Source organism: Shimia sp. MIT910701 (genome assembly GCF_047126315.1).
Classification (GTDB): Bacteria; Pseudomonadota; Alphaproteobacteria; order Rhodobacterales; family Rhodobacteraceae; genus Shimia.
This window is the reverse complement of record NZ_CP138953.1, coordinates 298,533-312,823: the sequence shown is the minus strand read 5'-3', so window position 1 is coordinate 312,823 and position 14,291 is coordinate 298,533. Positions and strand designations below refer to the sequence as shown.

15 protein-coding genes are annotated in these 14,291 nt (G+C 58.4%); 4 read left to right on the top strand and 11 right to left on the bottom strand.

Going from position 1 to position 14,291, the window contains the following annotated elements; genetic code table 11:
* Window positions 1-9 precede the first annotated feature (9 nt).
* Entirely contained in the window at window positions 10-468 is a 459-nt protein-coding gene (locus SIB38_RS01520) for an Lrp/AsnC family transcriptional regulator (RefSeq protein ID WP_168591042.1), read from the bottom strand.
* Window positions 469-604: 136 nt separating this feature from the next.
* On the opposite strand from SIB38_RS01520, the gene ald reads away from it, so the two are divergent.
* On the top strand, window positions 605-1,723 hold the full coding sequence (ald, locus tag SIB38_RS01515) for an alanine dehydrogenase (RefSeq protein ID WP_412551202.1): 1,119 nt from the start codon (window positions 605-607) through the stop codon (window positions 1,721-1,723).
* Here the strand turns inward: ald and SIB38_RS01510 are convergent.
* Window positions 1,720-2,595: a LysR family transcriptional regulator gene (locus SIB38_RS01510; RefSeq protein ID WP_294117093.1), complete on the bottom strand. Its 876-nt coding sequence runs from the start codon at window positions 2,593-2,595 to the stop codon at window positions 1,720-1,722. The two genes, ald and SIB38_RS01510, sit on opposite strands and share 4 nt — an antisense overlap.
* 95 nt (window positions 2,596-2,690) lie before the next feature.
* On the opposite strand from SIB38_RS01510, the gene SIB38_RS01505 reads away from it, so the two are divergent.
* Complete coding sequence (locus tag SIB38_RS01505; RefSeq protein WP_294117091.1) at window positions 2,691-2,972, top strand: DUF1330 domain-containing protein; 282 nt, start codon at window positions 2,691-2,693, stop codon at window positions 2,970-2,972.
* A gap of 48 nt (window positions 2,973-3,020) precedes the next feature.
* On the opposite strand, the gene SIB38_RS01500 is transcribed toward SIB38_RS01505, so the two are convergent.
* Window positions 3,021-3,827 carry a mechanosensitive ion channel family protein gene (locus tag SIB38_RS01500; RefSeq protein ID WP_294117089.1) on the bottom strand — a complete coding sequence of 269 codons (807 nt, stop codon included), beginning with the start codon at window positions 3,825-3,827 and terminating at the stop codon, window positions 3,021-3,023.
* Between the two features lie 157 nt (window positions 3,828-3,984).
* Between SIB38_RS01500 and SIB38_RS01495 the strand changes: the two genes are divergently transcribed.
* Window positions 3,985-4,686, top strand: a complete 702-nt coding sequence (locus SIB38_RS01495; protein ID WP_294117088.1) for a glutathione S-transferase family protein — start codon at window positions 3,985-3,987, stop codon at window positions 4,684-4,686.
* 31 nt (window positions 4,687-4,717) lie between these two features.
* Here SIB38_RS01495 and SIB38_RS01490 read toward each other — a convergent pair whose 3' ends face one another.
* The 3 genes from SIB38_RS01490 to SIB38_RS01480 all read right to left on the bottom strand — a co-directional run bounded on the left by SIB38_RS01490 (window position 4,718) and on the right by SIB38_RS01480 (window position 7,582).
* Entirely contained in the window at window positions 4,718-6,322 is a 1,605-nt protein-coding gene (locus SIB38_RS01490) for a GMC family oxidoreductase (protein ID WP_412551201.1), read from the bottom strand.
* An 83-nt stretch (window positions 6,323-6,405) separates the two neighbouring features.
* Window positions 6,406-6,858, bottom strand: coding sequence for a YtoQ family protein (locus SIB38_RS01485; protein ID WP_294117084.1), 453 nt, complete (start codon window positions 6,856-6,858; stop codon window positions 6,406-6,408).
* Window positions 6,859-6,949: 91 nt separating this feature from the next.
* Entirely contained in the window at window positions 6,950-7,582 is a 633-nt protein-coding gene (locus SIB38_RS01480; RefSeq protein WP_412551200.1) for a class I SAM-dependent methyltransferase, read from the bottom strand.
* 86 nt (window positions 7,583-7,668) lie between these two features.
* Between SIB38_RS01480 and SIB38_RS01475 the strand changes: the two genes are divergently transcribed.
* Window positions 7,669-8,559 (top strand): LysR family transcriptional regulator, encoded by an 891-nt coding sequence (locus tag SIB38_RS01475; RefSeq protein WP_294117079.1) that lies wholly within the window; start codon window positions 7,669-7,671, stop codon window positions 8,557-8,559.
* Here SIB38_RS01475 and SIB38_RS01470 read toward each other — a convergent pair.
* The 5 genes from SIB38_RS01470 to rplT all read right to left on the bottom strand — a co-directional run bounded on the left by SIB38_RS01470 (window position 8,556) and on the right by rplT (window position 14,280).
* Complete coding sequence (locus SIB38_RS01470; protein ID WP_294117076.1) at window positions 8,556-8,990, bottom strand: GNAT family N-acetyltransferase; 435 nt, start codon at window positions 8,988-8,990, stop codon at window positions 8,556-8,558. The genes SIB38_RS01475 and SIB38_RS01470 overlap by 4 nt on opposite strands.
* A complete protein-coding gene (pheT, locus tag SIB38_RS01465) occupies window positions 8,983-11,382 on the bottom strand; it encodes a phenylalanine--tRNA ligase subunit beta (protein ID WP_412551199.1) in 2,400 nt (799 codons plus the stop codon). The genes SIB38_RS01470 and pheT overlap by 8 nt, the downstream gene beginning before the upstream one ends.
* A gap of 77 nt (window positions 11,383-11,459) precedes the next feature.
* Window positions 11,460-12,530 carry a phenylalanine--tRNA ligase subunit alpha gene (pheS, locus tag SIB38_RS01460; RefSeq protein ID WP_294117071.1) on the bottom strand — a complete coding sequence of 357 codons (1,071 nt, stop codon included), beginning with the start codon at window positions 12,528-12,530 and terminating at the stop codon, window positions 11,460-11,462.
* Window positions 12,531-12,635: 105 nt separating this feature from the next.
* Window positions 12,636-13,703 carry a Hint domain-containing protein gene (locus SIB38_RS01455; protein ID WP_412551198.1) on the bottom strand — a complete coding sequence of 356 codons (1,068 nt, stop codon included), beginning with the start codon at window positions 13,701-13,703 and terminating at the stop codon, window positions 12,636-12,638.
* 211 nt (window positions 13,704-13,914) lie between these two features.
* On the bottom strand, window positions 13,915-14,280 hold the full coding sequence (rplT, locus tag SIB38_RS01450; RefSeq protein WP_168591028.1) for a 50S ribosomal protein L20: 366 nt from the start codon (window positions 14,278-14,280) through the stop codon (window positions 13,915-13,917).
* Window positions 14,281-14,291 lie beyond the last annotated feature (11 nt).

The following is a 14,291-nucleotide window of genomic DNA, read 5'->3' as shown; positions in this document are numbered from 1 at the left end:
TTGCTTGGATTAAACCGGCAGGGCCGTTGTTTTGAACACGGTCCGCAGCGCAAAACTGGATTGCATCTGCGCCACACCCGGCAGGCGGGCCAGATGTTGGCGATGGATGCGAGCAAAGTCCTCGGTGTTTTCTGCCACTACCTTCAGGATGTAGTCGGCTGTGCCCGCCATAAGATGGCATTCCAACACATCCGGAATGCGTGACACGGCTTTCTCAAACGCGTCGAGCACTTCATCGGCTTGACCCGAGAGTGTGATCTCGACAAACACCGTGGTGGGCACATCCAGCTTGCGAGGGTCCAGCAGCGCCACATAGTCTTTGATGTAACCGTCTTTCTCCAACCGGTGCACGCGGCGGTGACAGGCGGATTGGGACAGATTCACGCGCTCTGCCAGTTCCGCATTGGAGATGCGTCCCTGCTTTTGTAAGACGGTGAGAATCCGACGATCTGTTTGATCAAGTGACATATGGCGAAAGCTCCTTGCGCGCCTGAATACAGTATTCGAAGGTTCTTGCAATCGCGAGTTTTTAAACTGCCTAAATTCTAAGCAAATTCGGGGCGAGGCTTCCTAAGCTGAGGACAGTTCAATTTGGAGACGGCGCATGAAAATCGGTTGCCCCACAGAAATCAAACCCCAGGAATTCCGCGTCGGTATGACGCCTGACGCGGCGCGTGAAGCGGTCAATCATGGCCACGAGGTGCTGATCCAGTCCGGCGCTGGTGTAGGTGCTGGTTTCACGGATGAGGACTATGTCGCCGCCGGTGCCAAGATGATCGGCACCGCAGAGGATGTCTTTGCCGAAGCCGACATGATCGTGAAGGTGAAAGAACCTCAGGCGGTAGAGCGCAAGATGCTGCGGGAAGGCCAGCTGTTGTTCACCTACTTGCATTTGGCTCCGGACCCTGAGCAAACCGTAGACCTGCTCGAAAGCGGTTGTACGGCCATTGCCTATGAAACGGTAACCGACGATCGTGGCGGTTTGCCGCTGCTGGCCCCGATGTCTGAGGTGGCCGGACGTCTTGCACCGCAGGTTGGTGCTTGGACGCTGCAAAAGGCCAATGGCGGTCGTGGCGTGTTGATGGGCGGTGTTCCCGGCGTGGCGCCTGCCAAGGTGGTTGTGATTGGCGGCGGTGTTGTTGGCACCCATGCGGCCAAAATCGCCGCTGGCATGGGCGCAGACGTGACCGTTCTGGATCGCTCTCTGACACGCCTGCGCTATCTGGACGATGTCTTTGGCGGCACCTTTAAGAACCAATACTCCACCGCTGGCGCAACCGCCGATCTGGTGCGCGAAGCCGACATGGTGATCGGGGCGGTGCTCATTCCTGGCGCGGCCGCGCCGAAACTGGTGTCGCGTGCACAGCTTTCGGAGATGAAGCCGGGCGCAGCGCTGGTGGATGTAGCGATTGACCAAGGTGGGTGCTTTGAAACATCCCGAGCCACCACCCACGCGGATCCGATTTATGAGGTGGATGGCATCATGCACTATTGCGTGGCCAACATGCCAGGCGCCGTGGCGCGGACCTCGACACAGGCGCTGGGCAACGCAACCCTGCCGTTCCTGCTGAACCTGGCCAACAAAGGTTGGAAGCAGGCCTGTGAGGATGATCCGCACCTGCTGAATGGCCTGAATGTGCATGCCGGTCAATTGACCTACTATGCGGTGGGCAAGGCGCTGGGCATCGATGTGATTTCGCCGTCTCTGGCGCTGAAATCCTAAGGGGTCATCCCTTCAAACAACGGCTGCAGCGCTTTCAATCGCGCTGCGGCGAATTCAGTGAAAGCCCGCACGCGTGGCACCCGGCGCAGGTCCGCGTGGGTCAAGATCCACAAGGGTGCTTGCGTGAACATCGGCAGTCCTGGCACGCGGGCCAGCTGCGGATCTGTGTCCCCTAAAAAACAGGCCATACGCGTAGCGCCGATACCTGCTCGCGCCGCACCGATAGCCGCGCTCATGTCATCCACTGTCAATCGCGTGTTCAGGTTGGGCCGCGCCTCTTTGATCTCCGCAGGAGGGCCAGGCCAATGGGCAAACCGCACCCAATCCAGCGGAGCCGCACCTCCCTTGTCTCGGGCCAACAGGTCAGGAGTGGCGTAAACGGCACCTTTCAAATCAAACAGCCGACGTCCAACCAAAGTGTCCGGCGGTGTTTTGGCAAACCGGATCGCCACATCCGCTTCCCGCCGCGCCAAGTTTAGCGTGTCATTTGTGGCGACTAGTGACAGTTTTATGTCCGGATATTCGGTCACAAAATCGGCCACAATCTGCGCCAAAACCCGCTCGATGATCAGCTCGGAGGCTGTCACCTTCAATGGCCCGCTCACCGTGGTGTCCCGTGCTGCGATCTGACGGTCCAGCCCGCGCTCCAGGTCGGACATGGCTTCCGCCGTGCGCACCGCTTCCAACCCAGCCTCTGTGGGCACATAGCCGCTTGCCAACCTGTCAAACAGGCGTGCCCCAAGCGCTTCTTCTGCCGAGGTGATCCGCCGCGCCACGGTGGCGTGGTTGACACCTAACGCCCGTGCCGCGCCATTCGTGCCGCCTTGCCGTGCGGTTTCCAGCACAAATCTCAGATCATCCCAATTCAACATGACCTGACAATATTTGCACAGGCATTGATCATCAATGATCGTTTTCTATCGTCTCGGATGTCTTAGCTATGGCTGGTAATCACAAGGAGACCACAATGACCGCCTATGCTTATGTCAACCTGACCATCACCAATCCTGATAGATTTGCGGCCTACCGCGAACGGGCAGGAGACGCGCTCAAAAAACATGGAGGCGCGCCATTGGAAGTGTCCAAGCAGTCTGAGGTGATCGAAGGGACCGCAACCGCCCCTACCGTCGCCGTGATCCTAACCTTCCCTGATCGCGGTGCCGCCAAAGCCTGGATCAATGATCCGGAATTGGCGGAGGTTCATGCCCTGCGTGAGGGATCTGGCACATCCACCATCACGCTGCTGTAGGACACAAAAAAGGCGGCCATTTGGCCGCCTTTCCATCCGCTGGCGCGTTTATGCTTCGCGTTTGATTTCCACAGTGTGGGGGTAAGGGATCGAGATGCCATCTTTGTCGAAGGCTTCTTTGATCGCTTGCGTGAGGCCAAACTTCAGCTCCCAATAGTCGTCCGCGGCACACCAAACGCGCATGGTGATGTCTACCGAACTGTCGCCCAGGTTGGTCACGCGCGCCCAGGCTTCCGGGTCCTTCAGCACGCGCTCATCAGCGTTGGCGGTGTCGAGAATGATCTGCTTGGCTTTGTCTGCGTCATCGCCGTAGTCGATGCCAAACACCACATCCACGCGGCGAGTTTCATGTGCGGAGAAGTTAGTGATGACAGATCCCCAGGCCTGGCCGTTTGGAATGATGATTTGAACGTTATCCGGCGTGACCAACTCGGTCACAAACAGGTTCAGGTCCACAACCGTACCAGCAGTGCCGCCCACATCCACATATTGCCCAATTTTGTAGGGGCGGAAGAGGATGAGCATAAAGCCCGCTGCAAGATCGGCCAATGTGCCCTGCAAAGCCAGACCAATGGCCAGTGTCGCGGCGCCCATCATTGCTACAAGCGATGTGGCTTCAATTCCGAAGATGCCCAGAATGGCAACCAGCACCATGAGCAAGATGACCCAGCGTACAATGCTGGCGGCAAAGTTTCCGAGCGTCGCATCAATTTCTGGTGTTTTATTCACGCGGTTGCGCACCATGCGGCTGATCGCACCAGCGACCATCCAACCGATGATGAGCACAACCAGCGCTTTGACGGCAGTGATCAGCAGTGGGCCAAAACCCTGCGCCTGTTCTACAATGGATTCCAACGGACTTCCCCCGATTTTATGCCCATTTTGGGCGGCTTTTTAACATGTTGGCTCTGCGCTGATGCACAGTAACATGCTCCCTATCGCACGTATAGAGCGCTGGCGGGATGGGAAAAAGCGCTTATCTATCCCCTAGGACCGCAACAGGAGAGCCACAATGACCACTGTCACCGATCACCCAATCAACAGCCGCTGGGCCGCTCAAGATCCAAGCGTTCTGCAGCTCTATGCCTTCCCCACACCAAACGGGGTGAAGGTTTCGATCATGCTAGAAGAAATTGGCCAGCCTTACGAAGCGCATCTCGTGACGCTGAGCGATGCAGATGTCAAAAGCCCGGAGTTTTTGGCGTTAAACCCCAACAACAAAATTCCGGCCATCATTGATCCAAACGGTCCAGATGGTCAGCCGCTGAGCCTGTTTGAGAGCGGCGCCATCCTGATTTACCTGGCGGAGAAGACCGGCAAGCTGATCGGTAACACGCCGTCCGAGAAGTACGAAGCCATCCAGTGGGTCATGTTCCAGATGGCAGGTGTTGGCCCGATGTTTGGCCAGCTTGGCTTCTTCACCAAATTTGCCGGAGCCGAAATCGAAGACCCGCGTCCACGCGAACGCTATCAGAATGAGGCCAAACGGTTGCTGTCCGTGCTGGAAAAACAGCTGGAAGGCCGCGACTGGATCACTGGCAGCTACTCGATTGCGGACATCGCAACCGCACCGTGGCTGCGCGCCTTGGATTACTATGGTGCAAAGGAGGCGGTTGGCTGGGACAATTACCCCAACGTGAACGCCTATCTGGAGCGGTTCCTCGCACGTCCAGCCGTACAAGTTGGTCTGAAAACACCAGCCGTGCCTGCCTAAATCAATTTGGGGGAGCCTCGGCTCCCCCTTCTTAGTGGCCGGATCGTATGGCGTCGGCGATCTTTTCGCCGATCATGATCGTGGGCGCGTTGGTATTGCCGCCTATCAGCCGTGGCATGACTGAGGCATCCACCACCCGCAGTCCTTCGACGCCATAGACGCGGCATTGGTTGTCCACCACCGCCTTGTCATCCGTGCCCATTTTACAGGTGCCGACCGGATGGTAAATCGTGTCGGCCCGCGCACGAATGTCTGCTTCCCAAGCTGCGTCCGAGCCGTCGTGTTTGTAGTAGCGCGCCCCACGCCAAGCTTCGAGCGCACTGTCTTCCATGATGCTGTCCAGCGTCTTGACCGCTTTTTTCATCACCTGAAAATCGCGCTCATCCTCCAGGAACTTCGGGTCAATCTTCGGCGGCTTGGCCGGATCGGCTGAGCGTAGGGTGACGGTTCCGCGACTGTGCGGGCGCAACACGCAGACATGGCAGCTATAGCCATAGGGCATGTGCATCTTGCGATTGTGATCATCCACAATCCCCACGACAAAATGCAGTTGGATGTCCGGGCGGTCCAACGCGGGATCGGTTTTGAAAAACGCGCCGCTCTCGGCAAAGGGCGAGGCAAACAGACCGGTCCCCGTCTTGCGCCATCGCAGCGCTGCCTTGGTCATCTTCGCCAAACCCGAAGGTGTCAGGCCCACGGTGTCTTTCTTCTTGTTGCGGTAGCTTAATATGTGATCAAGGTGGTCCTGAAGGTTTTGCCCAACACCCGGCAGGTCATGCACAAGTTCGATACCGTGCTTTTCCACTTCTTCACGCGGGCCGATACCGGACAGCAACAAGAGTTGTGGCGAGCCAAAGGCCCCAGAGGACAGGATCACTTCTTTGCGCGCCTGGAGCGTCTCAACAGTGCCATTGCGCCTTATCTCAAGGCCCGTGGCGCGCCCTTTGGTCATCACAACCCGCCGCGCTTGGGTCTTTGTGTAGACGGTCAAGTTGGGCCGATGCAGGTTTTCCCGCAAATATGCTGCCGCAGCGGAGCAGCGTTCGCCTTTGTGGTCGCCGTCAAAAAACTGCGTCACCTGATAGTGCCCGGCGCCTTCCTGTTCGGGGCCATTGAAATCTTCATTGCTCCGGATCTGGTGCGCATTGCAGGCCGCGATAAAAGCGTCATTGATGGCGCGCGGCTCAGCCTGATCGCCCACTTGCAACGGACCACCGTCGCCATGCAGGCCATCCGCACCACGCTGATTGCCTTCGGATTTCTTGAAATAGGGAAGCACGCTCTCCCAGTCCCAACCTTCACAACCAAGCTGCGCCCATTCGTCATAGTCAGCTTTGTGCCCGCGCACATAGAGCATGGCGTTGATTGCGGAACTGCCGCCCAGGGCCTTGCCGCGAGGCTGAAACCCTCGCCGGTTGTTCAGTTGCTTTTGGGGTACAGTTTTGAGCGCCCAATTGTTGATCTTGGGGCGCCCGGAAATCATCGCGGCAATCAAGGCTGGGGCGCGGATGAAAATATCCTCGCCTTTGCCGCCGGCCTCCACCAAACATACTTTGGTGTGCGGATCTTCACTGAGGCGCGCGGCCAAAACGCATCCGGCGGACCCTCCGCCGACGATGATATAGTCAAATTCCATGCCGCCCTCCTGTGCTGACTCTTAGCCTAGGAGGGGGCAATTTCACCAAGCAAGTCTAACGCGACGTAAGCGCGCAGCGCAGGTCAGCTGTTTGGCAACTGGCTTGTGAGCACGTAGCGCAGAATTTGCACCACTTGCGCTGGCTCCTCCGCCACGGCCAGGGCTGCCGCATGTACTTCCTTAAGCGCGTGCTGCTGATCCGGCATCGACAGGACAATGATCGATTTGCCAAGCGCTGCCGCATACCCCGCGTCAAAGGCGGCGTTCCATTGGCGGTACTTCTCGCCAAAACGCACCACAACCACATCCGCATCTTCAATGCCTTTGCGGGTGCGAATGGCGTTCACCATCGCGCCTTTGTGGTCATGCCAATACTTGTTGTCTTCCGCGCCCAGAATAGCCACGCCACAATCATCAGAAGCTGCGTGATCGGTCACAGGGCTGTTAAAGGTCACATCCAGATCGGCGGCGCCTGCGATGATCTGCTCGCGCCAATCGGTGTGAATTTCGCCGGACAGGTAGACGTTTAGGCTCATGGGGTATCCTCTCTTGCTTGCGCAAGGTCATAACCTGTCCGGCGCCGTGCTCCAATCCCTCACGACTTGAAGCAGTTTCAAATCCCGCGCGTCAAAGCTTGCGCGCCACAAGGTAGCGGCTTGGCGGATCTGCCGGAAAGTTGCCGCTTTCAATGATGCGAAAGCCAGCGTCGGTGACAGAGCGTTCCAGCTCGGCAATCGAGAAGAACCGCACAAACGGCGCCTTGCCAAAAAACTGCATCAGCGGGATCGCGGTTTTGAGCATCCGGAATTTGATCGACCGCATGTTCTCGCTCAGGCAGGGCGTCTTTGAAATGAACAGCCCGCCCGGTTTGACCCGCTTGGCGACTTCGGCCATGGCGATGTCGCCGTCTTCCAAAAGGTGGATCAGGTTGTGCGCCATCACCACGTCAAACGGACCTTCCGGCGCGCTTTCCGGCGTGGCCTGCACCAACCGGATATTCTTGGCGCCCGCTTCGCTGACCCGTTCGCGGCCTACTTCCAACATGCCCCCGGACACATCCGTGGCCACCATCTCCGCCACCGCATCGGCCAGCTTGATGGCGGTGGAAGCTGTGCCACAGCCCAACTCTATCACCACGTCACTTTCCTTGAGGTATGACCGTGTCCGGCCCAGCGTATACTCATACGCCTGCATATCACTGATGGCGGATTTGGCGTATTTCTGCGCCACACCATCCCAAAACTTCGCTGCTGCTTGCATGGTCTTTCTCCTTTCGAGGATGAGCTTACCCATGCGTGAATGCGATATAAATTGCCGAAATTCGCAGTGTTGTTATACGTATTTGCATGATTGATCCAAATGGCACCTTTGACTGGAACCACATCCGCGCCTTTTTGACGACGGCAGAAGAGGGCTCGCTGTCTGCGGCTGCGCGCAAGCTGAACCTCACGCAGCCCACTTTAGGCCGACAAGTGGCTGCCTTGGAAGAAGATCTTGGCATCATGCTGTTTGAGCGGGTGGGGCGGTCGTTAGAACTTACTGTCGCTGGGGGCGAGTTGCTGGAACATGTGCGTGCAATGCGCGCAGCTGCGGATCGTGTGGCACTTGTGGCTTCAGGTCAGAATCAGGACATCGAAGGCCGCGTCGCGATCACCGCGTCTGATGTCTACTCAGTGCATCTGCTACCCCCGATTCTAAAAGACCTGCGCGCCAAAGCCCCGAAGTTGGTCATTGAGGTGGTCGCCTCGGATGATGTGCAAGACCTCATGCGGCGTGAGGCAGATATAGCCATTCGCCACGTGCGTCCGGAACAGCCGGATTTGATTGCGCGATTGGTGCGCGAAGCCAAAGGCTATTTCTATGCTTCCAAAGACTACCTCGACTTTCGCGGGCGCCCGCAAACTGTTGACGAGCTGGCCCAGCATGATTTTGTTGGGTCCGGTGATGTGCCGCGCATGCTTGAATATCTCAAGCCAATGGGCTTCCCGATAGACATCGACAACTTCCGCACAGGCTCTGACAGTGGTCTTGTGGCTTGGGAATTGTGCAGGCAGGGATTCGGCATTTCCCCAATGGCCGACGATGTCGCCGAAGCCACCCCGGGCATCGAGCGTGTCCTTCCGGACCTCGCCCCAATTGTGTTCCCGATCTGGCTCACCACGCATCGTGAACTACACACCAGCCGGCGCATTCGATTGGTTTTTGACGCCCTGGCCGAGCATCTCACCGAAGCTTAAGGCAGCGGCCGCACCATCATCACGCGGGTCGCGTCCCGCTCGGTCTCCCGCCAACCAAGGTGGGTATAGAGCGCGACGTTGTCGGGCATGTCTACGTGGGTCGCTAAAGCAATCTCCGTGCAGCCTGCCGCTTGGGCCAACTCAAGCGCCCATCGGATCAATTGGCCGCCAATCCCACGTCCACGCGCATCGGGCGATACCGCAACATTCATCAGATGCGCTGTTGGTGTTACTGTTGTGAGCATTAGCACGCCTGACAGGTCGTCCATGACCCAGACCTGTCCGGCGGCAATGGAATCAGAAACGCCGCCGGACACATCCGGCAGCGTTATTCCTTGATCACGATAGGGGTGATACGCTGCATCAATCAGCCGCGCGATGGCAGGGGCCTCCTCGGCCCGTGCCAGTCGCGGCAGAGCGGCGTCAGCCACGCAGGGTACCGCCGGTGGCCTTGCTGACTTTCTCAACAATCTTGGTTGCCACTGCCTCGATATCCGCTTCCTTGAGCGTCTTCTCTGTGGGCTGCAGGCGTACTGTGATCGCAAGGGATTTCTTGCCCTCACCCAGAGCGCCGCCAATGAACTCGTCAAAGATGCGCACATCTGCGATCAGGTTTTTGTCCGCACCTGCGGCTGCGTTGACCACGTTCACGGCCTCGACATCCGCGTCCACCACAAAGGCAAAGTCACGCTCCACCGCCTGCAGGTCCGCCATGGTCACAGCGCCTTTGGACGCAGATTTCTTGCGTGGCATCGGGATCTCTGCGGTGTGGATTGCGAACGCCACCACAGGACCTTTCACGTTCAACGCATCAAGCACTTTCGGGTGGATTTCGCCGAAGGCGCCGAGGATTTTCTTCGGACCCAGACCCACTTTTGCGCTGCGGCCCGGATGCCACCAACCGTTGACACCGCGGTTGTAGGTCAGCTTAGCGGGCGCACCGAGCGCGCTCATTACCGCTTCCATGTCCGCCTTGGCGTCATAAATGTCGACGCCACGGCTCTCGCCATGGATGTCCTTGCCCACGGTGCGGCCCACCAGAATGCCGGTCAGCAGGTTTTCTTGCTCACCTGGCTCACCGCCGTGGAACACTGCACCACATTCAAACAGCGCCATGTCCATGAAGCCACGCGCTTGGTTACGGGCTGCCGCTTGCAGGAGGCCCGGCAGCAGGGATGGACGCATGTGGCTCATCTCGCTGGAGATCGGGTTTTCCAACATGGTTGCATCCGATCCACCGCCAAACAGCTCAGCCGCCGCCTTGTCGATGAAGCTGTAGGTCACACATTCGTTGTAGCCCAGTGCCGCCGTTGTGCGGCGCGCAATCTGCTCGCGTTTCTGCATCGGAGACAGGATTTGCTCCGGCACACCAGCAGAGGTGCGTGGCAGCGGCTTGCCTTCAAGCTTGGTCAGTGACGCCACACGCGCAACTTCTTCCACCAGATCGGCAGAGCCACGCACATCAGGGCGCCAGCTTGGTACATGGGCCATGTCACCTTCGATGGTAAAACCCAGCGCTTCCAATGTGGCAACCTGCGTTTCAGCAGGGATTTCCATGCCCACAAGCGACTGAACACGGTCGGTGTCGAGCTTATAGGCACGCGCCACATCCGGTACGGCACCAGCGGTCACGAGGTTGGACGGCTCGCCGCCGCAAAGATCGATGATCATCTGTGTCGCGTCATCCATCGCCTGCATGTTGTAGGCCGGATCAATGCCGCGTTCATTACGGTAGCGCGCGTCGGAATTGATCTTCAAACCACGGCCCGTGTAGGCGATCTGAATGTGGTCCCACACAGCGGCCTCAAGGAAGACATTGGTGGTTTCTTCGGTACAGCCGGTGGCCAGGCCACCCATGATGCCGCCGATGGATTCCACACATTCGTCGTCGGAGATGACAACCATCCCTTCGTTGAAAGTGTATTCTTTCTCGTCCAGACCCACGAGGGTCTCTCCGCCTTTGGCGCGATGAACCACAAGGTCGCCTTTGACTTTGTCCGCATCAAACACGTGCAGCGGGCGGTTGCGGTCAAAGGTGAAGAAGTTGGTGATGTCCACCAGCGCAGAAATCGGACGCAGGCCAATGGCCTTCAGACGGTCCTGCAGCCACTGCGGGGACGGGACGTTTTTCACACCTTTGATCAACCGGCCAGCGAAGACCTCACAGCCATCGGTGGCCGCAGATTCATCAATGCTCACGGTGATCGGGCTCTCATAGCCACCTTCGATGGTGGCGGTCTTGGCAGGCTTCATTTTGCCCAGCCCACGCGCCGCCAGATCAAGCGCAATGCCACGCACACCCAGCGCATCTGGACGGTTCGGCGTGATCGCAATCTCGATCATTGTGTCGACCTTGGACGGATCGTTTTGCGCCAGCCAGTCGACAAACTTGTCGCCGACCTCGCCGGATGGCAGCTCGATGATGCCGTCATGCTCATCAGACAGCTCCAGCTCACGCTCAGACGCCATCATGCCAAAGCTTTCCACGCCGCGGATCTTGCCCACGGAAATGGTGATATCCAGTCCGGGAATATACATGCCTGGCTTACACACCACGACGGTGATGCCTTCGCGCGCATTGGGCGCGCCACAGATGATTTGCAGCTCCCCTTCGTCGGTCGCCACGGTGCAAACCCGCAGTTTGTCGGCATCCGGGTGCTGTTCGGCGTGCACCACTTTTCCCAGGGTAAAGTCGGCCAGCCGCTGTGCCGGGTTGGAAACATCCTCAACCTCAAGGCCAAGGTCGGTCAGCGCCTCGACAATCTCGTCAACGCTTGCGTCGGTCTCAAGGTGGTCTTTCAACCAGGAAAGAGTGAATTTCATAGCGAATTCCTTTTCGCTTGTTCTAAAGCGTCATTGGGCATCTAGGCGCTTCCGGTGAAGCCGAGATGCCCAGAAAATTATCGGTTCAGGCCGCCGTGCAGGGTCGGCTGGTCCAGTGAGGCAAAGCCATAGTGGCGCAGCCAGCGCAGGTCGCTGTCAAAGAAGGCACGTAGGTCCGGGATGCCATATTTCAGCATCGCCAGACGGTCGATGCCCATGCCGAAGGCAAAGCCCTGATACTCATCGGGGTCGATCCCGCCCGCCTTGAGCACGTTCGGGTGCACCATGCCGGAGCCCAGCACTTCGAGCCAATCGTCGCCTTCGCCAACTTTCACAGTGCCACCTTCCCAGCTGCACTGGATGTCCACTTCGGCGGAGGGCTCTGTGAACGGGAAGTGCGACGCGCGGAAGCGGGTTTTGACGTCGGTGCCAAAGAAGGCGGAGAAAAACTCTTCAAGCACCCACTTGAGGTTTGCCATGGAGATGTCCTTGCCCAAAGCAAGACCTTCGACCTGGTGGAACATCGGCGTGTGGGTCTGGTCATAGTCCGCGCGGTATACGCGACCTGGACAGATGATGCGGATCGGCGCGCCGGTTTTTTCCATCGACCGGATTTGCACCGGGCTGGTGTGCGTACGCAGCACATGCGGCGGGCGCTCGTCACCTTCGGCACGGTGGGTGTAAAACGTGTCCATCTCCGCGCGCGCTGGGTGGTGGCCCGGAATGTTGAGTGCGTCAAAGTTATACCAATCGGTCTCGATCTGCGGACCTTCGGCCACGGCAAAGCCCATATCGGCAAAGATCGCTGTGACCTCTTCGGTCACTTGGCTGATCGGGTGGATGGTGCCGACACGACGGTTGCGCGCTGGCAACGTTACGTCCAGCCATTCCGTGGCCAGGCGCGCGTCCAGCGCTGCATCCGCAAGCGCCACTTTTTTGGCGGCCAAAGCAGAGTTGATTTCGTTTTTGAGCGCGTTGAGCGCTGGGCCTGCAACCTGGCGTTCTTCCGGGGTCATCTTGCCCAGCTCGCGCATTTTCAGGCTGACTTCGCCTTTCTTGCCCACGGCCTGCACGCGCAGCTCTTCAAGCGCGGCTTCGTCTGCCGCAGCGGCAATGGCGTCTAGATATTTGGTGCGCAGTTCGTCCATGACAGGGCCGTCCCCAGATGAGAAATTACCGCAGACCTCCTATCATACGGCCCCTTGATTGCAAGCGCGCAGAGGGGCGCGCCTTGCAAACGCCCCTCTGTTGGATCAATTGCGCATCAACAGGGGGCCAAGGCTTGCGGGTGCCACCGGCCGCGCGGTTTGGGTTTGCACCAGAACCCCAGTGGCCAGTTCGGGAAACAGGGCAAACATCTCCCGTTGGGTGCCGCAATCGACGGCTTTCATCGCCTCGTTGCCCGGGAAGAAGCTCTCGCTCAATACACCGTCCCCGCTGATGATCTGATGGTCGTCAAACAACAGGTGGTAATAGGTGACCCGATCACACTCACAAATCCGCACGTCGCAGTCGTCCACCAGCGCTTTTGCCGGCACCAGAATTTCGTCCTCACCAAACAGCAGCTGCGCCCGCCAGCCGGTGATCAGCATGCGGTGGTTTTGGGAGACCTGATGCGGCTTGATCGCGCCAAAGGTCTCCGGCGCAATTTGAACCGGCGCATATTTCCCGCTGCCCGGCACCGTGCGCCGCCCGATCCAGCGCACCGGCTGCAACCCATTGTCACGTGTCCAGATCAAATCACCTTCGCTCAATGTGTCGATGAGCTGATAGCCAACCTCGGTGCGGATGCGGGTGCCTTCGACAAAACATGCCACCCCGGTATCACCGGCGCCAACGGCAGCATCGCTGCGCTGGTCCGGAGTTGGTTGGTTGAACTGGATGCTGGTTGTGGTGCTGTTGGGCGACGCCAGCACTGATAGGTTTTCGGACGTGGCGCCCGCGGCCGCGCCGTCAATAGCGAGGATGTTCTGTGTGCCACCGCCAATGTCGTAGAAGTCTACCACCTCGCCTGTACCGCTGTTGGTCAACGCATAGGCTTCGTAGTTACCCGCGCCGCGCCCGTCCGGATCGGTCAGCAGGATGGGAAAATGCGAGGCAGAAATCACCAGGACCTGCTCGTTTGTGTCCGGATCAATGGAGGCCAACACATCCGGGTGGGTCAGGGGGATCTCAATGCCAACTGTGCCGTCCGCCTGATAAAAGGATACCACAAAATCGCCAGGGTCTTCGTCAAACGCCAAGGCGACTTCCAAAAACTCCTCAACTCCGGAACGCTGCGCATAGGCATTGGAATAATGCAGCTCGCTGATACGGGCCATTCTAACCTCCAAATCACTGGTAACATCTCGCGGCAAACACACGCCGTGGTGGCATCATGGGGGTGGAGTGGTAAATAAAACGTAACCTGTTTTTCCTTTGTTCTCATTTTGTGCGCTCTAAGGCCGCTTGACGTTCTCTCTTTGGCCTGGGCGCAAAAGAAAAAGCCCGCGCCAAAGGCACGGGCTTCTCTCATCTTTGAAACGACGTGGCTTAGGCTGCCAGCGCCGCTTTCGCCTGATCCACAATCGCGTTGAACGCGGCTGGCTCATGTACGGCCAGGTCAGCCAGAACCTTACGGTCCACTTCAATGCCGGCCAGGTTCAGGCCGTTGATGAAGCGGGAGTAGGTCAGGGCTTCGTCGTGGGCGCGCACGGCAGCGTTGATACGCTGGATCCAGAGCGCACGGAAATTACGCTTCCGATTCTTACGGTCACGTGTTGCATACTGGTTCGCCTTATCAACTGCCTGACGCGCGACCTTGAAGGTGTTCTTGCGACGGCCGTAGTAGCCTTTTGCGGCCTTGACGACTTTTTTGTGACGGGCGTGGGTTACGGTACCACCTTTAACGCGGGACATATCTCAATCTC